The sequence below is a fragment of the Rhabdothermus arcticus genome (assembly GCF_055382915.1).
Genome location: NZ_AP043809.1, coordinates 16,512 through 33,396 on the forward strand (window position 1 = coordinate 16,512; position 16,885 = coordinate 33,396).

Here is a 16,885-nt window from a genome sequence, read left to right on the forward strand (position 1 = left end):
CCCGGGGCGGGAGCTCCAGCGGGTGGTTGTGCGCGCCACGCCTGCTTCGGTGTTCCCTACCTGCAACGGAGCCGGTCATCCACCGCGACCTCGTGACGCTCCAGCACCTTCGCGCTTACGTCGGGGTGGTCGGGTTTGAAGAGGTAGTTGAAGGCGATGGGCAGCAAGACCGAGGGCACCCGGAGTACCGGGAATCGCCCCTTCGTGTACCAGTGGTCGCCGTACGCCTGGGTGGCGGCGAGATCTTTGCGCTTGAGGGCGGCCTCGAGTTTGGGGGGCACTTGCTCGACCCCGGAGGTCGTTAGCTTGAAGCGGTAGAGCCAGACCCGCTCGATCGTGGGGTCCGCGGCCAGGAGCTCCATGAGGGCGAGGGACGGGTGCTCGGCGGCGTACACGAGCCGCTTGCCCGGGGCCCGGGTGTGCCAGCGCCCCGAGGCAAACGAAGCCCCCTCGCCGGCGAGGGGGTCGTGGTCTTGACGTACGTAGGGGCGGGTTGGATCCACCGCTCTCCAGAGCTTAAAGGAAGCCATAAAAGGCCTCTTCCGCTACGAGAAGGACCTCTTCGTAGCCCTCGAGGTCCCCAAGCCGTGCGACGGGCACGGCGCCGAGGCGGGGGTTGTAGGTGGTGAGCCAGGCCCGGGCTCGCTCGGGGTCCTGGAAGAGGGCCTCGACCTTCTCGAGCGCCCGCGGCAGGAACGCTGCCGCCTTGGCCTCGGCCGGCTCGAGCCGTCCTTCCTTCAAACGCCGGCGGTAGGTGCGTTCGGAAAGGCCAAGCAGGCGAGATTGCTGGGCCTGGGTCAGGCCCAGCGCCCTGGCCGCGGCCAGAAACCGCTCCAGGGCCGGATCCACGGTGGGGGTGGAGAGTGCGGCCATTTTGACACCTCCTCCTAGGTCATTCTAACCCGGTTGCTCTGAAAGGAGCGCTCCTTCCCAGGGATGTCGTTAGGCCCGGGCGTTTGGTTCGGGCAGCCAGACCTCTTCGGTCCAGTCGTTGGCGATGAGGGGTTGCGTGATGCGAAGGGCGACGAAATCGCTGCCCAGGTCCAGGATGACGTGGTGGGCATCTCGCATCGCCGCGGCCGGCAGTCCTTTGGCGGCGGTGCTGTCGGGGAAGCGCTCGAGCAGAAAGCGCTGCTTGGCCTCGAGGGCGGGATCCGCCGGTCGGACGAACACCGCAAAGCGCACCTGGTTGCGCGGGTAGGCGTCCTGCTCGAAGAGGTGGGTCATGAAGTCCGCGAGGGTGCCCGTTCCCGCGAGGGTGGCGAAGCCGCTCGGGCTGTAGATGCGCGCTTGCTTCGGGGGAGCGATGAGGGGCTCCAGCAGGTGGAACCCCCCGCCCCAAGCCAGCGCCACCCTCGGCCCTTCGAGGAGTGCCCGGGCGATGGCCTCTTCCCGCTCGAGGAGGCCTTCCCGGAAGCTCGGGGAGGTGTCGGTGCGGCCCGAGGGCCAGGCATGGCTGGCGGTGATCCGCACCTGGCGGCGGGCGGCCTCGAGGTCGGGCTGCTGGGGCAGGTAGGCGACGCCTTCCAGGCGGTCCGTGCTCTCGTCGGGGGAGATGTCTGGGAAACGTTCCCGCACGAACCGGTTTCCGGTGGCGATAGCCGCCCGGTCCCAGGGGTGGTAGACATGGACCGGCGCGGGGTCCTCGAGCGCGGGGTCGAGGGTGACAGGGGCGAGTTCCACCGCGGCGGGGGCGGGCACCGCCCGGAGGCCCTCCGGAGGTTGGTAGCGTCCGCCGACGTACGGTCCGTAGCGGTCCGGAGGCTCGGGCGTCCAGTCGATCGCCGCGCCCCGCACGGCAAAGGGCAGGAAGGCCACCCGCTCCGGGCCGGAGAGGACCAAAACGCCGTCTTCGGCGGCGGCCAGGGCGGCCTCGAGCGCCCGGGCGTGGGCCTTCAGGACCGGCGGAGCCCAGACCTCGAGGCCGTGGGCGGCGAGGCTCTCCTCCACGGCGTCCTTTTTTAGGACGAAGGCCACGTCGAGGAGCGTCCAGGGGCTGGTGCGGGCCAGTCTCGGGAGCAGGTGGTCCCGGATAAGGGAGCTGATCGGTTTGGCGTCCACGGGGTCTCCTTTCTCCACGGGGTCTCCTTTCTTAGGCTAAAGGCGAGGGCTGGGGTCCTCGTGGTTCTTGACAGGATAGGGATGCCTCCCGGGGACCGGGGGCGAGGCGAAAGGCAAAACGAAGGGAGCCGCCTCGTCCCCGGCACCGGTTGCAGCCGGTGGGTCCCCCCGGGGGTGAGGCGGCTCCGAAAAGGAGCCCAAAACAATGTTGATTGTAGACGACAAAGAGCTGTTTCGGTTGAAGCATGGCTGGACGATTGAAGAGCTCGGGGCCCGGCGCTCCGAGTCCCTGGTTTACCGGGCGGCCGAGGATGTCGGCCGCCCGCTTCAAGTCCTTTCCTGGGGGACTGGCAAGGCCCTCCAGGACGTGGCGGCCCTCGAGGGGTTCGAGATCGAGTTCGAGATCGTGCCCCTTGATGGGAAAGACATCGTTTGGGTCTGGAAGGACGGCTACTTCCAGGCCGTCATTCTCACGCCCCCCGACTGGAAATAGCGGAGGGTGTTGAACTAGCTCCTTCAAGCCCCACCCTCATGCCCCCCGCTTTCGCGGGGGGCTTCGTCGTTTCAGGCCCGGTGGCGGGGGCGGATGTAGAGCTGCCGCTCGAGCCCCTTCACCCCCGTGCGGGCCTGGACGTCGTAGAGCATCGCCTGGCCGTCCTCGAACTCGAGGATCAAGGACGGCTTCTTGACGATCTTCCCGTGGCGCTCGAGGTAGCGGGGAAGGGTGCTCTCCGGGTAGGCTTCCCGGATCCTCCGGGCCACCTCGGGGGCCAGGGGGTCGCCGGGGTAGGTGAAGTAGGCGATGCGGACGGGGAGCTCGGGCTTCCCCATCTCGCGCACGAGGTCCAAAAGCCCCTGCACCGTCGCCACCTCGCCCGTAAGCGCGGCCAGGCCCTCGGGGGAGTAGCGCTCGGGGCGTTCCGGAAACGGGATCACCGGCTCGAGGATCTCCCCCTGTCCGGGCCCCGCCACGACCACCTTCGGTCCCTCGAGGAGCGCCCGGGCGATCGCCTCGTGGTGCTCGCGCAGGCATTCCCGGAGGAGGCGGTTTTCCTCGGGGGCGGTCCGCCCGTTGGCGACCGTGTGGGCGATCGCCCGGTCCACGTCGAGGCGGGCGGCCTCCAGGTTGGGGGCCTGGGGAAAGGCGGCCTCGCCCACCGGGAGCTCCGAACGCTCCTCGGGGGTGAGGTGGGCGTAGTGCACGCGCAAGAAGCGGTGCACGCTGGTCTTGACCGCCACCCGCTCCCAGGGGTGCAGGAGCGAGACCCGTTGCGGCTCCTCGAGGGCGGGGTGGACGGTCGCCGGGGGGAGGAGCGCCACCCTCGGCGCGGGGGGCGCGACCAGGTCCCTGGGCGGGGCGTAGCGCCCGGCGACGTGGATCCAGCCGTCGGGTGCAGGCGGATCGGGCGTCCACGCCACCTCCGCGCCTTCCAGCGAAAAGGGCAAGAGCGCAAGCCGGTGCCGGCCCGAGCTCACCAGCACCCCGGTGCCCGCCTGCGCCAGCGCTGCCTCGATCTCGTTCCGGTGGGCGTGCAGCTGTTTCGCAAACCAAGCGGAGAGCCCGAAGGCCTCGAGGCTCTCCTCCACGGCGTCCTTCTTCAGAGCGAACTGGACGTCCGAGAGGAGCCAGGGGCTCCTCTCCGCCAATCGAGCGAGCAGGTGGTCGCGGATGAGCTGGCTGATCGTCATGCTGGGCTCCTTTCTCCCGGAAGGTCGGCCAGGCCGGATTGTAGCGCCCGGGCGGCCCCGAAGGCGGCGTCCAGCAGCCACAGCAGGGCGGGGTCGGCCCCCGGGGCCGCGGGGAAGGGCAGGTGTCCGGCCTCCCGGTAGCGGGCGAGGGCTTCCTCGAGGGCCTCCCGGGTCGGGCCCGGCTCCAGGACCCGGGCCAACCCCTCGAGCAGCTGGGCCAGCCGGGCCTCCACCTCGTCAGGGGAACGGAGGGTCTCCAGGGCCTGGACGAAAAAGTGGGCGTTCATCGAACCTCCTTTCGTGCTCGACGCGCCTGGGCGCGCCAGCGGCGCAGCCCCCGGACCACGGTCTCCACCACGTCGGCCTTGGTCTCGAGGGCCCGGTAGACGTGCTCGTCGATCGTCCCCTGGGCGATCAGGTGGTAGATGGTCACCGGGCGGGTCTGCCCCGGGCGGTGCAGGCGGGCCAGGGCTTGCTCGTAGTCCCCGAGGGCGTAGGTCTGCGAGTAGATCACCGCATAGGCGGCGCGGGTCAGGTCCACCCCGAGCGCGCCGGCCCGGAACTGCACCGCGATCAGGTCGCCTTCACCGGCGGCGAAGGCCTCCCACTCGTCCTTGCGGCCCGAGAGCTCGAGCACCGTGCGCCTCCTGGCCTCGCCGACCTCGCGGATGATGTCCAGGTCCGTCTGGTAGCGGGCGAAGACGACCAGGGGCTCCTTGGGGGGAAGGTCCTCGATCAGATCGGCGAGGGCGCTGGCCTTGGCCTGCCCCACCCGGTGGACGGCTCCGGACCGGTCGATCACGAACCCCGAGGTGACCTGGGCGAGCTTGTTGATCAGGACGATGACGGCCTTGCTCTCGATCACCTCCTGGTCCAGGACGGCCTCGCCCTCGTAGAAGAGCTCGCGGTAGACCCTCCACTCCTCGTCGAGCTCCACCGGAAGGACCTGGTGGGAAAGCAGGGGAAGGTCGAGCACGTCCTCCTTCCTGACGCGGTGGGTGTAGAGGGCCATGCGCTGTTGCAGGTCGTCGAGGTGCCGGAAGCCCTCGACGTTCTTCCACGGGCCGAGGACCGCGTAGCGGTCGCGGAAGCTCGAAAAGCGCTTGCCGAAGACCCCGGGGGCCAGGAAGCGGAACTGGCTCCAGACGTCCAGGGGGCTGTGGGGCATGGGCGTGCCGGTCAGGAGCAGCTTGTGCCGCACGCGGTCCCCGAGCGCGTGGGCGGCCTTGCTGGCCTTGCCATAGGGGGACTTGATGCGGTGGCTCTCGTCGAGGATGGCAAGGTCCCAAGGCGTTGCCTGGATGACCTTCCAGAGCTCGCCGCGCCAGAACGATTCGTAGTTGGTCACCACGAGCAGCTGCTCGCTTCCCGCATCAAGCGCCTTCCTCAGGCGGGCGGCGCGGGCCGAGGTGCTTCCCGAGCGCAGGGGAAGGACGGTGAAGGTGCCGGGAAGGTGCTTCTCCGCCTGGATCGCCCAGACCGGGACGACGGAGCGGGGGGCCAGGACCAGGATGCGTTTGTGCTCGCGCGCCAGGGTGAGCGCGGTGAAGGTCTTCCCGGCGCCCATCTCCCAGTAGAGGAGGGCACCGGCGCGTCCGTGCGCCCACTGTTCGAGGACGAAGCGCACCCCGTCCACCTGGTGCGGCCAGAGGGCCGCCTCGAGGTCGGGGGGCAGTTCGACGGAGGGCTTCGCGCCTTTTTCGGTGTGCACCGAGAGCGGCATGCCGCTTTGCTCGAGCGCCTCGATGAGGCGGTCGAACGCCTCGTGAGCAAGGATGCCGACGAAGCCCTTTTCGTTGCTGTCCCAGGCGAGGCCGAAACGCTTCGCCGTCTCCTTGAGGGATGCGTAGGGGCCCCACACGGAGACCTCGAGGTTGCGTTGCAGGGGGTGGATGTGGACGTAGGCCCCGGAGAGGGGGAGCGCGTCGTTCGCGTCGTCATGCGCCGTGCCCAGGGCGCGGGCCAGGCTGGCGGCGTAGCCCGCGGGCACTTCCCAGCGGCGGGCGATGCCGTTCCACCGGGCGCCCGGGAACGCCTTGACCTTACGCACCAGGACGGGGTCGTACTTAAAGCGCACGTATACGCGTTTTCCCTGGCTGAAATCTTGCACCTTTCTACCTCATGCATAATCCAAGCTCGATCCCATTGCTTCAGGCCCCACTCTTAACTCCCGGGCCATGCGCCTCAACCGCTCCCGCTCGATCAAGAGCTCTAGGTTAAGGAGGGGCAAGAGCAGGAGTACGGCCGCCATCTCGGCTCGCATGCCCCAGTCGGGGGCTTCACCGGTAGGGGGAAGGGGCTCCATCAGCTGGCTCAGAAGAAAGGCCAGGAAGCTAAGGAGCAAAAAGCGGTACACGCCTACCGGATGCTTCTGCCCGAACCGCCCCAGCCCAAACCGCTGCTTCATGACCTTAAAGTAGGCTTCGATCTTCCAGCGACGCCGGCCCCAACGAACCAAGGCAGGTGGTTTCATGGGCTCGGTACTGATCACGAAGCGCTTCTCCACCTTCCCCTCCGGGCGCCGCAGGTAAAAGCTCGCCGCCCACACCGGGAAGGGAAGGCCCTGAAGCCAGAGGGCATGCCCCTGGCGTCGGGACTCCAGGTACTCAAGCTTCCCCCAGGGAAGCCAAGCCCGGTCCCTCCTCATGCCCACGACAGCATCAAGCCCCATGGCCTTGACCCCCTTGAGGAACGCCGCCGAGGCGAAGGCGGAATCGGCCAGTACCAAAGGACGATAGGCGTAGAGCCAGGCGGGAACTTGCTCAAGAAGGCGGAGTCCGAGCTTGGCCGGCGAGGGCGAGCCCTTTCCCCGCCAGAGGGTAAAGCCAAAGGGCAGGCGGAGGGAGCCGTAGACCAAGAGCGGCACCACCAGGTGCACCCCGTGGGTTCCGTGAAAGACCTGGAGCCAACGGCCAAGCTCGGGGAAGCTTCCCGCCTTCTCCAAGCTAGTGAGGTCCAGGATCAAAAGGGGCCTCGGCTTCCTTCCCCTTCGCGCGGCGGCGAACTCGGTGAAGGCTTTAAAGCTGGACTCCCGCAAGAGAAGAGCGAGCCTCCAGGTGGGCCAGTTGCCGTGGTTCAAAAAGCGCGAGAGGGCGGAAGGCGAGCGGGTTGGGCTGTGCTGGGGCAGGGGCTTGCCTTCACCCCTCAGGAAGAGCCGGAGAAGAGCCTGGAAGTTCTGCTTCTGGTGAGCGGTGGAAAAGATCGCCAGCACGCGGGAGAATAAAGCCTGGGCGTGGGGTTTCATGGTCGCCCTTAATCAAGGGCTTCCCCGCGCCCTTTTTCAAGGGGCTGTATAAGTGCAAGATTTCAGCTAAGCTATCCAGGCACCGGAGCCCCCCGGGAAGGGACCGGGAGAGGACCGGTCTCTCGGGTCAGGGGCGCAGCTTCCGGTAAAAGGCCTCCACCCGGTCGAACCAGTGCCTCATCTCGGGGGGATCTAACCCGACTTCCCTGGCCTGACTCCTAAAGGGCGCTTTCCAGTCGCCGGGTGGCGGTGGGAGATCGCCCCAGGGATCGTGCGTCGGGTACAGGCTGTAGACTTGCGCGACCTCGGCGTGAATCCGCTCCGGTACCCCGGGATCCCCTTCTAGCTCGAGGGTGAGCAATGCGAGATCTACGAGGTCTTTCACCCGGCTTCGATGCCGCCGCGGGCGGGTGTAAGCATGCAGTTTGTCGGCGTAGTGGCGGGCCGGGTGAACGGTCCGAACCCGGGGCCCCTGGATTTCAGCGAACTCAAGTGAAGAAGGCAGTGTCCGCAGCTCTACTGATTCCGAACCCACAGGTTCAGTGGCAACATCGAGCTTGAACGACTCGAAAACTCTTCTCGCAAGGAGGGCCTCAACGGTAAGGCGGCGGGCGGCGGGTTCTTGGGGCCGGTCCCCGGTCCTGAGGAGGATCCGGAAACGAAAGAAGTCGCCCGCGTCGCGTTCAACGGCCCGTTTCAGGGCATCGACCGGGTCCTGCCCCTCCACTGTGAGGGCCAGGTCCAGATCACGAGTCGTCCGGCGTTCCTGAACGCGCAAACTGAGGGCGAAGGCTCCCTTCAGGACGAACGGGCAGTTGAGGGGATCCTGGAAGAAGACTCGGGCCAGAAAGCGCTCGAATGCCACGCGTTTGCGTAGATAGGCAAGCGGTCGACCGTTTGCCCGGGCTTCCTCGTTAAGGCGCGCTTCCAGGGCGCTGCGGAAGGCCTCGGGCGCCTTGTACCTCACGCTTCGATGCCTTCCAGCCCGATGGCGGCGAGGGCCCTTCCGAGCCGCCGCCGCGCGGCCTCGGACAGGCTCCCCGCAGCACGCTCAAGCTGCCTACGGGTCACCAGCCCCCGTTCGAGGGCCTGATCGAGGGCGGCTTCCAGGTGTTCCAGAGCAATGCGCGGACTCCTCGCAACGTCGAGGAGCGTTCGCAGGGGGGCCGTTACCAGGTAGCCCGGGCGCTCCTCGAGATCCCCGGGAGCCAAATCGGCCCGGTGGAGGCTTACACCCTTCGGTGGTTTGCGGTCGAACCGGCGGGGCACGGTGAGGTGGTAACGGTCGGGGATGAGGTCGGAAAGGTCATGGATGTAGAGGGCGGTTTCGTGAGAAAAGGCAACCGGCCCCCAGGGATTTCGAGCCCAGAGGGCAATGCGGATGAGGTCCTCGTCGGGTGACCGGGGAGCAAAGGCCAGGCGGTAGATCCCCTTTCCCACCCGCTCCCATTCGCCGCGTTTCACCCGGTACGATGCAACCCGCCGGGTAAAACCGAGAGCTCTGGCCTCGTCGAGCCGGAAAAGGCCACCCCGCATCAGGGCAGCCTGATATAGGGCACGTTCTCGCTCTGACCGATCTTCCTGCACAAAATTAGCGTACCATGACTTGTTATGGAAACACGGTTTATTGTTACAATCTACGTAACTAAATACCGCAAAAGTATCCTACAACGCAGGTCATCCGGGGCGTTTCCTTTCATTGCGCCGACAATGCGGCGCTCCACCGCCCGGCGCATGCTTTCACGTGCTACGCGTGGCGAGGGAGTATGCGGCTTGCTCCCCGGGTGGAGATCTTTGCAAGCTCACCCCTGAACAGGGAGGTCTATTCGCTCTTGATCAGGCCAGTTGCCTCGGCCTCGAGGAAGCCGTCTACCGGGTTCGCGCGCGAGGAAGGAAGGGCGCGAGGCCCGGATCAGCACCCGGCGGATCGAACCGGTGGCCCGGAAACGCCTGACCAGACGAACCGGTCCGTAAAGGAAAACCCCTCAAGACAAAGCGAGGGCGCAAGAATCTCCCCGCCAAGGCACGGTGACGCCCCGCTAGAATGGCATGAAGGAGTCGCCATGGCACTATCCGTTCCCCACACCCGCGGAGCGGAGGCCCTCAAGCGCTTCCTCGAGGCGGCCCGGGCGCTCGGCTTGCCCTAGAGCGACACGCTGATCCTGGTCGCGGCTGCGAGCGCCGGGGCGGAGATCGTGGTCACCGGCGACCGCCGGCACTTCGTTCGCTGGATGGGAAGGGTGGTGGAGAGCGTTCTGATCCTCCCCCACGGGAGGCCCTGGAAAAACTTCTTTCCCGCGTCGCGAAGGGGGTTCAAACAGTTGAAAAATAACCCACTCTACACCTCATTACCTCTTAGGTGGACCCGCTTCTCCTTACGGCACACCAGATCAGGGAGCGCTACGGCCTCCACCGCAACACCCTGTACAAGTGGGAGAAGCAGGGTCTTCTGCACCCCGTCCGCACCCCCGGGGGCCGCAGGCGGTACCGCCGGGAGGAGATCGAGCGGCTCCTCTCCCTCGGGTTGGAGGTTCCCCAGGCGAAGCCGAAGCCCCGCACCGTTCTCTACGCTCGGGTGAGCACGAGAAAGCAGGAAGCTTTTCTCAAGAACCAGATCGCTCGGCTGGAGGCGTTCGCCAAGGAGCAAGGCTGGACGTACGAGGTCATCGCCGAGGTCGCGAGCGAGGTGAACGAGAACCGGCGGGGGCTCATCAAGATTCTGAACCGGGCCAAGAATGGGAAGCTGGAGCGGGTGGTGGTGGAGTACGAGGACCGCCTGGCTCGGTTTGGGCTGGGCTACATCCGCCGCTTCCTCGAGGCCTTCGGGGTGGAACTGGTGGTCCTGAGCGGGAAGGAAAGCGAAGAAGTTCACCGGGAACTTGCAGAGGACCTGGTGGCCGTCGTTTCCAGCTTCGCCGCGCGGATCTACGGGAAGCGAGACGGGGCAAAGCGGAAAGGAAAACACCGTGAAAAGCCTCAAGCCCCAAAGGGGCCTGAGCTTCCCCGCATCGGGGTCCAGGGTCGCCTGGTCTTCCCCTCAGGGGAGGACCGGAGGAAAGTCCTGGACCTGATGCGCCGCTTCTCCTCCGCCGTGCGCTACGCCTACAACCGCCTCCTGGAGGGGTGGAGCAGGAACGACCTCAAACGACACCTCCAAGGCGTATTCCACCTCAACGCCCGCTACGCGGACGACGCCATCCTCAAAGCGCAGGCCACCTTGGCTTCGGCCAGGGAGAGGTGCCAAACCCCAAGAAGGTGATCTTCGGAGGTCGGAAGCTCTTCGAGCAGCTAAAGCAGAGGCACCTCATGTAGGGCAAAGTGTCCCTGGGTCCAGGGGGCGCACACAAAACTCGGGGCACTACCACAGGTGGATTCCAAGATCACTTCCTACCTAGTGAGGAAAATTTGGCATAGCGCTTCCAAGATTGCCCATATTCTGAAAGTGATGTTGTCATGGTGGGGCGGAAGCCCTCTTCTCACGTGTAGTGCTTCAGCTCAAGCGGTACCACCTACGAGGCAAGAGGGGGTGGTGTATGAGCAAAATGGCTACAAGGATCTGGAGCACGGCTGCTTTGCGAAGCAAACACGCCCTGGAGGAGGTTGCCATTGCGCTGAGCATCTTGCGCGGGGAGCTTTCGACGAGTGAGGCTTCAAGAAGGCAGGGGGTTAGCCACAAGACCCTGCTTGCCTGGCGCGACCGGTACCTTAAGGGCGGGGAAGGGACAAAGATGGCTTTACGGGTGGAGATTTAAAAAACTTCGTCGCTCGATCGAGCGAACTTTTTGGAGCTGGAAGCCGTGCGCCGTGAGTTGGGTCTCGGAGTCAACTGCTTTTTGCGCCTTTTAGGGATGGCCAAGAGCACCTACTACCGACGAAAGCGGAGGTGGCGGGAAGTCCAGGGCGGGGCGCTGTGAGGCGTGCGTAAGGCGAGGGGTTCCCGATGTTTCCGCCGCCATTCCGAGCGGGATGCCATCCGGGAGCACGCTCGCGAGATCGCCCTGGCCTTTCCCACCTACGGCTACCGCAAGGTTTGGGCGGAGCTTTTGCGCCGGGTCATCCAGACGAGTCAAAGCACCGTCTACCGAGTGTTCAAGGCGGAGGAGCTCTTGCTTCCGACGAAGCGGAAGCGGAAGGTTAAGAACCAAGGCCCCGAGCTCCCCAAGCCCGAGTGGGTGGATCTTGTGCTCAGCGCCGACGGCACCCTGTGGCGGTTGGTGGAAAGCAAGGGAGCTTCCAGCCTCGGGGGCTACCGCATCCTCAACGTGATCAAGGAAGAGAGCCGCTACCTTCTGGCCAGCGTGGCGGGCAAAGTGGGGGAAGGCGAGACCGCGAGATTGGCGAGGGAAGCAATCGAGCGGGCCCGGGAAGAAGCCAGGAGGCTAGGGCTTCCCACCAAGGGCCTGCTGCTTTGCACCGATCGGGGCTCGGTATTCCAATCTGAGGCTTTCCGCGGCTACCTTTACGCGCATCAAATCGGGCAGGTGTTCGTCCCGGTGGGGAAGCCGGAAGGAATCGGCGAGATCGAGCGGTTGCACCGGAGTTTGAAAGAAGAGAAGCTCATGCGGGAGGAGATTCGAGACCCCTTGGAACTGCATCGGGCGTTAGACGAGTATCGGCACTTCTACAACACCCGCCGCTTGAACCAGGCGCTGGGCTACCGGACGCCGCTGGATGTTGTGGAGCCCAAGAGGATTAAAGTGGTATCGTTATTCGTGAAAGTACTACACGTCTTCTCCTTATGGGCGCCTTAAGCTCTTGTGCCCTTGTTAGAGGTGGGATATGCAACGTTTGATCATCGCACTATCTATGTCCTTATTCGGCCTAACCATGGCTCAGGCTTGCCAGTCCTTCGTCCATAGCCCCCAAGCCAACCCCACCCCGCCACCTGAGCTCTATCACTACGTTTTCTTAGTGGACACCTCTGGATCAATGATGGGGTTGGGTGATGGAAAGGGGCGGGTCATTTTTCCCCGCGTAAAGGAGGAAATTAAGAGATTTGCCGGTCAAGTTCCTCCAGGAAGTCGCGTAACCATCCAACCTTTTGATGCAGGCCCTAGTCCAAGCCAAACCTTTGTCATGCCTCAGGAAAAGGAGGCTTTGCTAAGCTACCTTGACAGCCTTCAAGCTACGGGAAACAAAACCTATCTCTACGCGACTCTTCTTAGGGTGTTTGGCGATCTAGAAGGAAACCGACGGCCGAATGAGGCTTACAGCATCTATATCTTCACGGATGGAAAAGACAATGATCCTGGACCTCTCACCTTAAATGAGGTGGTTCGCCGCTATCAAATCCAGCGAGGACCCTACGACTGGTTTTTCTACGTAAGTTTGGGGATTCCCACACCAAAGGAAGTCCGCAACGCTTTACAAAACATACCTAATGCCAAAACCCTGGACGCCGCCCCTAATCAGGTCCCTAGGCTGACTGAGATCACTTTTCGCCCCAGTAGCCTTAACCTTGGCAATCTCTGGCAGGAGCGCGTCGTTTCACGGGATCTCGAGGTCCAGTTTCAAGGGGTGCCCCAAAACTTGCATCTCCAGGTCCAGACTCCGGAGCTGGAAAGGCAAGGGGCCTTTCTGGAAGTATCTCCCACCACGGTGTCGACTCATGGCACCTTCCAGTTAATCTTCACGCTCCGGAACCCAGATCACCTCTCTTATGGGGAATACACCGCCTGGCTCTGTCCCCAGGGAGGGCCCGCTACGGTCGTCAGGCCCTCGGCCATACAAGTGCGTTTTGCTTATCATCCTCCCGCCAAGTACGTTCTAAAACCCCTGAAAGTTCCCAAAAACATACAACTGGCCAGGGGTCAGGAGACCCGTTTGGTCTACCGTCTCGAGGGCAACACCTGGGCCAAGGAGCCCGTGGAGATCCGGGTCCAAGCACCCCGGGGCTTAGAGGTCTGGATCAACGGGAAGAGAGAAACGACTGTGGTTTCTCCCGAACAGGCAGTAGAGGTCCGGCTTTTAAATCAAAATCTCGGGGCTGGGGTTACCCAAGTGCCTCGTTTAGAAGTGGCTCCCCCCCAGGGCAGCCAGGTACAGGCTCCCTCCAGCCTGCCTCCCGTTCACCAACCCATGACCGCATGGGATTGGCTTCAGAAGTACCGGTGGCTCCTTTTTGTGCTATCTCTGTTCCTTTTTTGGCTGCTTTGGCGGCTATGGCGGGCTCGCCAGCCCTGGGGAACAGCTTTGTACACAGCTCCTCCAGATAAAGAAGGACGTGAGGTGTTCCTTAAAGGCACGGTAGACCTGGGCCAACTGGTGGGCGAAGAACATCTGCGGGGAGTGCGCCTGCAGAAAACGGGGGGCGTCCCTCGTTTAATCGAACTGCCTTTACGTGTGAAAGCCGAATCAAGCGGCATCCCTGTTAAGCCAGGGAATCGGTTGAAATGGGAACAAAAAATCCTTTTTCGGGACTCTTCAGGCAAGGAATTGGGAGGCGTGACCATAAAGAGAGTTAATCGATCCAGAAAGAGGTGAGTTGATGGGTGAGAATAACAAGTCTACAAAAAAACTCAAGCGCACTGTACTAATCGGCCTCGGAGGAACGGGGAAAAAGGCCCTTCTCCATGCAAAGAAGCGTTTCCTGGAAACCTTTGGCGAAGATCCCCCCCTGGTGAAATACCTTCTTATCGACACCACCAGCGCAAATGCCGATCATGTAACCGCGAAGACCCCCTCCGGATATCAGACCGTGCGGCTCAAAGCCGATGAAATCCTGCATATTGAAGCCCGGGGGGCAAGCCTTCTGCCTCAGGTTCACGATGAGATTCGGGAGTGGTTCCCCCCAAAAGCCGACCTTAAAGCCAATATTCTCTCTGGGGCTGGCCAGATCCGGGCTCTGGGTCGCCTAGCCCTCTTTGCCAACGCGACTACGGTCTATGAGAACCTGCGTGATCTCCTGTCTCTGGCCCGGGACTACCGCGATGAAAGGCCCAGCACTTCGCAGCTTCACGTCTACGAACCTTACACCCCTCATCTCACCGTAGCTCTAGTGGGTTCCTTGGCCGGAGGCACAGGGTCTGGCATCTTCCTAGACCTAGCCTTCATCCTTCGTCAACTCATGAAAGATGAGGATCAACTTTTTGGCTACTTCCTCCTACCCGATATCTACGTAAATCGCCCCGGAACCCAGAACGTGGAAGCCAATGCCTACGCCACTCTAAAAGAATTGGATCATTTCATGAGCCGTCAGGATACCTATCGCTATCGCTTTGGCGGTCGAGAGATTGAAGTGCGGAAAAAACCCTTTGATATTGTCTTCCTTGTAAATCGACAAAACCGGGCAGGAAAGGCCTTTAACGAGGTCGAAGACCTTGTGGAGCTCCTCGGCCTCGGTCTTTACCTCCTGGCAGGGCCTTTGGGCAAGGAACAGGCGGACACCTTTGACAACATCGTCCACCAGCTTAATGAACAAAAAGGAAAGTACTACGGCAAGACTGCCCACTACGCAAGCTTTGGAGCCGCGGAGCTCCGCTTCCAACCTCAGGCTCTACAGGAAGAAGCTCGGCGCCAAGAGGTCCTCGAGGCTTTAGAAGAACTCCTGGAAGGGGGTTACCAATGGGAGCCTGTAGAAGTACGGACCCGCCTAGAATCCCTTAGAACGATTAGTAAAGAAATCCTTCCTCCGTCCCTGACGCCCTCCCCCACCCGGGCAGATGATCAGAAAAACTGGCAAACAATCCAAAACGCTTTGAGCAACTGGCAAAGCCAAATCAAGGAGACACTCCTAAAGGAGTGGCAAGAGTCTGATTTTCGAACTTTCCTGAAGGAAAACGCACGGCAAAACTTTTCCGGCAAAAGCCTGCTCAGGCTTGAGGAAGCCCTTAGCGATCTTCTTCAGGAAACCCGCTCGCTACAGGAGGAGCTGGCGAGAAGCGCAGAGGAGGCCAACAGGAGACACCGCGAGGAGAAAGAGCAGATTGAAAAGAGGATTCGAGAATCTGCAACGGGGAACGGGTTTATCGGGATTTTTCGGAGAGAGATTCCAGAACCCGTCCTTGACCATGAGAATTTAGCGCTGCTCTTAAATTCCGCTAAAGAGGCTGCCTTTGCTGAGATCCGTGCGGAACTCGCTCAAGAAGCCGTTCGGATCCTTGAGGAGCTGCGCCGCGAGGTAAGAAGCGCGCAACAGCGAATTCGGGATTACAAGGATAGGCTGAGCCAGGAAAGAAGGGATGTTTCCCCACACCGCCAGGACACGAGCCCCTTCACCCTTTCCTTGCCTCCTGCAGGATTGGAAGGGGAGGGTCAGCTGCAGGCACGCAGGATGAAAGAGGGCCTACAGTGGGACCTTGAGGCGCTTCTTACAAATCCTGAGGAAAAGATCAAGAAACACTTTTCCAGCCCCAACATCTCATTCTCTGAATGGCTGCAGGAAGTTTTGGACCACAGGCAAGAAAATCCCGCGCTCTGGGAAGCCGTGGAGCGCACCTTCAGGGAGCTGGACCAAATTTCTTCTCCCGCATGGGACTATGAAGACGCCTGGGTTTCCAACCCGGGCTTAGGCTACCGGGAGCAGGTCCATATAATGGGCTTGCACGACGCCACGGACCGTCAGCACCCCCTATTGGCCAACGAAGAACTTATCAATCTTTTCGCTTCGAACCTGCATGACCGCATGCGTCTGCAACGGGTCTCCACCGGGGACGATTCTCGGGTCCTTTTCTATAAGATAGAAGCTTCCATTCCCGCCTTTGTACTCCGAGGGATTCATATTTACCGCGAGAAATACCTGGCTCTTTCCGAGGAAAGAAGCCTTCACACCAACCGTCAATGGGAAAAAGACCTACCGGACCTCTTCCCCGCCCCTTCTGAGGAAGAGGTGGCCCGGATCTGGACCAAGGCCCGGGTTTTGGGGTTTCTGACCAAACAGGAAGAGGGGTATGGCTTCACAGATCGTAGACATGGGACAGAAAGGTCCTATCTCCTAGGAACTAGCCCTGCCCGCGCCTTTAAGAATTTGGCTGGAGACTTCTTTACCTTCAAGGAGCTGGAGTCCCAGGTTAAGAACGAGGAAGGCAAACGCTTGCGTTCTCCCGAGGCACTGGAACGTCTGAAGAACGGCTTACCCGCGGTGATGAAGGAAAGGGAGTCTCTTTTAGAGGACCCTTCTTGGAGGGAAGAGGACAAGGAGGTGTTCCTGAAAGAGATGGCAGCGCTTCAAGCCTGGTACGAAGAGCTGCAAGCCATCAGGCCCGGGATGGGCAAGGACGAGTTCCCCACCCTTTGAAGCCATGGTCCATCCCACTTTGGTTGTGACCTTTCCGGGTTTGGGGCAAGCCCTCGCTAGAGAGGTCTTACCCGCTTGGAAAAATCGCCTGGGGGGAAAAGGGCCGGCACTGGAGGTAACCTTTGAGCCAGAAAAGACCAAAGTCGCTCTTGAAAACTTGCTGGGCTTAGACCGCCATCTCAAACTCAAGCGACGTGGATACGATGTAGACCCCGCTCTGAACATTGTTATCTTTGCCGAAGCGGGGGAAGAGGGGTTAGAGGAATACCTGGACAAGACGACGTCCACCCTACAAACGGGGCCAAGGAAGGGGATGGAAATTCGTCTTCATTTAGTCCTCTTCCTCCGAGCCCCTGAAGATTTGCAAGCTCTGAAGCGCTTGCCTCCCGATCCCCAGTACAGTGTACCCACACGGGTCTGGCCTCTCTCCAGATGGTCTAGAAATGGTTTGCACCTTGCCCGCGAAAGTCATCTAGCCCCTTGGGTGCAGCATTTTGTAGAAGCCCTGGTTCTTACCCGAGCTCCTTTGCATCCAGAGAAGGGACGGGAATGGGCTGGTCTTGGTATTGCAAGACTGGAGAGGGAAAATCCAAGTGCTTCCGTTCTAATGCCCTTGCTTTTCAAAGCGCTCCGAAAAATTCAGCTAGAAGCGCCTC

At 62.2% G+C, this 16,885-nt stretch carries 15 protein-coding genes and 1 pseudogene; 7 read left to right on the forward strand and 9 right to left on the reverse strand.

Annotation, left to right across the window (positions count from 1 at the left end):
- Positions 1-56 precede the first annotated feature (56 nt).
- The 3 genes from ACZ48Y_RS10115 to ACZ48Y_RS10125 all read right to left on the reverse strand — a co-directional run bounded on the left by ACZ48Y_RS10115 (position 57) and on the right by ACZ48Y_RS10125 (position 2,079).
- Complete coding sequence (locus ACZ48Y_RS10115) at positions 57-530, reverse strand: RES family NAD+ phosphorylase (RefSeq protein WP_464743046.1); 474 nt, start codon at positions 528-530, stop codon at positions 57-59.
- Complete coding sequence (locus ACZ48Y_RS10120) at positions 517-873, reverse strand: antitoxin Xre-like helix-turn-helix domain-containing protein (protein WP_464743048.1); 357 nt, start codon at positions 871-873, stop codon at positions 517-519. The genes ACZ48Y_RS10115 and ACZ48Y_RS10120 overlap by 14 nt, the downstream gene beginning before the upstream one ends.
- A gap of 69 nt (positions 874-942) precedes the next feature.
- Complete coding sequence (locus ACZ48Y_RS10125) at positions 943-2,079, reverse strand: hypothetical protein (protein WP_464743050.1); 1,137 nt, start codon at positions 2,077-2,079, stop codon at positions 943-945.
- Between the two features lie 187 nt (positions 2,080-2,266).
- Here ACZ48Y_RS10125 and ACZ48Y_RS10130 point away from each other — a divergent pair, with 187 nt between their 5' ends.
- On the forward strand, positions 2,267-2,554 hold the full coding sequence (locus ACZ48Y_RS10130; protein WP_464743052.1) for a hypothetical protein: 288 nt from the start codon (positions 2,267-2,269) through the stop codon (positions 2,552-2,554).
- A 71-nt stretch (positions 2,555-2,625) separates the two neighbouring features.
- On the opposite strand, the gene ACZ48Y_RS10135 is transcribed toward ACZ48Y_RS10130, so the two are convergent.
- The 6 genes from ACZ48Y_RS10135 to ACZ48Y_RS10160 form a co-directional block, all read right to left on the reverse strand.
- The gene (locus tag ACZ48Y_RS10135) at positions 2,626-3,750 is read right to left on the reverse strand and encodes a hypothetical protein (protein ID WP_464743054.1); all 1,125 of its coding nucleotides are present in this window, start codon (positions 3,748-3,750) and stop codon (positions 2,626-2,628) included.
- Entirely contained in the window at positions 3,747-4,037 is a 291-nt protein-coding gene (locus ACZ48Y_RS10140) for a hypothetical protein (protein WP_464743056.1), read from the reverse strand. Before ACZ48Y_RS10140 ends, ACZ48Y_RS10135 begins: the two co-directional genes overlap by 4 nt.
- Positions 4,034-5,860 (reverse strand): DEAD/DEAH box helicase, encoded by a 1,827-nt coding sequence (locus ACZ48Y_RS10145; protein WP_464743058.1) that lies wholly within the window; start codon positions 5,858-5,860, stop codon positions 4,034-4,036. The genes ACZ48Y_RS10140 and ACZ48Y_RS10145 overlap by 4 nt, the downstream gene beginning before the upstream one ends.
- A gap of 9 nt (positions 5,861-5,869) precedes the next feature.
- Entirely contained in the window at positions 5,870-6,994 is a 1,125-nt protein-coding gene (locus ACZ48Y_RS10150; protein WP_464742949.1) for a transposase, read from the reverse strand.
- Between the two features lie 127 nt (positions 6,995-7,121).
- Positions 7,122-7,961, reverse strand: a complete 840-nt coding sequence (locus ACZ48Y_RS10155; protein ID WP_464743060.1) for a nucleotidyl transferase AbiEii/AbiGii toxin family protein — start codon at positions 7,959-7,961, stop codon at positions 7,122-7,124.
- The gene (locus ACZ48Y_RS10160; RefSeq protein WP_464743062.1) at positions 7,958-8,581 is read right to left on the reverse strand and encodes a type IV toxin-antitoxin system AbiEi family antitoxin domain-containing protein; all 624 of its coding nucleotides are present in this window, start codon (positions 8,579-8,581) and stop codon (positions 7,958-7,960) included. The genes ACZ48Y_RS10155 and ACZ48Y_RS10160 overlap by 4 nt, the downstream gene beginning before the upstream one ends.
- 772 nt (positions 8,582-9,353) lie before the next feature.
- Here ACZ48Y_RS10160 and ACZ48Y_RS10165 point away from each other — a divergent pair.
- The 6 genes and pseudogenes from ACZ48Y_RS10165 to ACZ48Y_RS10190 all read left to right on the forward strand — a co-directional run.
- Positions 9,354-9,953, forward strand: a pseudogene (locus tag ACZ48Y_RS10165) (IS607 family transposase); the annotation flags it as partial.
- 111 nt (positions 9,954-10,064) lie between these two features.
- Positions 10,065-10,253, forward strand: coding sequence for a hypothetical protein (locus ACZ48Y_RS10170; RefSeq protein ID WP_464743072.1), 189 nt, complete (start codon positions 10,065-10,067; stop codon positions 10,251-10,253).
- 283 nt (positions 10,254-10,536) lie between these two features.
- Positions 10,537-10,746 (forward strand): transposase, encoded by a 210-nt coding sequence (locus tag ACZ48Y_RS10175; protein ID WP_464743074.1) that lies wholly within the window; start codon positions 10,537-10,539, stop codon positions 10,744-10,746.
- A gap of 165 nt (positions 10,747-10,911) precedes the next feature.
- Positions 10,912-11,745, forward strand: coding sequence for a transposase (locus ACZ48Y_RS10180; protein ID WP_464743064.1), 834 nt, complete (start codon positions 10,912-10,914; stop codon positions 11,743-11,745).
- A gap of 28 nt (positions 11,746-11,773) precedes the next feature.
- The gene (locus ACZ48Y_RS10185) at positions 11,774-13,477 is read left to right on the forward strand and encodes a vWA domain-containing protein (protein WP_464743066.1); all 1,704 of its coding nucleotides are present in this window, start codon (positions 11,774-11,776) and stop codon (positions 13,475-13,477) included.
- Between the two features lie 4 nt (positions 13,478-13,481).
- Positions 13,482-16,229: a tubulin-like doman-containing protein gene (locus ACZ48Y_RS10190; RefSeq protein ID WP_464743068.1), complete on the forward strand. Its 2,748-nt coding sequence runs from the start codon at positions 13,482-13,484 to the stop codon at positions 16,227-16,229.
- Positions 16,230-16,885 lie beyond the last annotated feature (656 nt).

Coding starts and splice junctions, on each gene's coding strand:
- ACZ48Y_RS10115 (WP_464743046.1), bottom strand. CDS start 530: ATGGCTTCCTTTAAGCTCTGGAGAGCGGTGGATCCAACCCGCCCCTAC.
- ACZ48Y_RS10120 (WP_464743048.1), bottom strand. CDS start 873: ATGGCCGCACTCTCCACCCCCACCGTGGATCCGGCCCTGGAGCGGTTT.
- ACZ48Y_RS10130 (WP_464743052.1), top strand. CDS start 2,267: ATGTTGATTGTAGACGACAAAGAGCTGTTTCGGTTGAAGCATGGCTGG.
- ACZ48Y_RS10135 (WP_464743054.1), bottom strand. CDS start 3,750: ATGACGATCAGCCAGCTCATCCGCGACCACCTGCTCGCTCGATTGGCG.
- ACZ48Y_RS10140 (WP_464743056.1), bottom strand. CDS start 4,037: ATGAACGCCCACTTTTTCGTCCAGGCCCTGGAGACCCTCCGTTCCCCT.
- ACZ48Y_RS10150 (WP_464742949.1), bottom strand. CDS start 6,994: ATGAAACCCCACGCCCAGGCTTTATTCTCCCGCGTGCTGGCGATCTTT.
- ACZ48Y_RS10170 (WP_464743072.1), top strand. CDS start 10,065: ATGCGCCGCTTCTCCTCCGCCGTGCGCTACGCCTACAACCGCCTCCTG.
- ACZ48Y_RS10175 (WP_464743074.1), top strand. CDS start 10,537: ATGGCTACAAGGATCTGGAGCACGGCTGCTTTGCGAAGCAAACACGCC.
- ACZ48Y_RS10185 (WP_464743066.1), top strand. CDS start 11,774: ATGCAACGTTTGATCATCGCACTATCTATGTCCTTATTCGGCCTAACC.
- ACZ48Y_RS10190 (WP_464743068.1), top strand. CDS start 13,482: ATGGGTGAGAATAACAAGTCTACAAAAAAACTCAAGCGCACTGTACTA.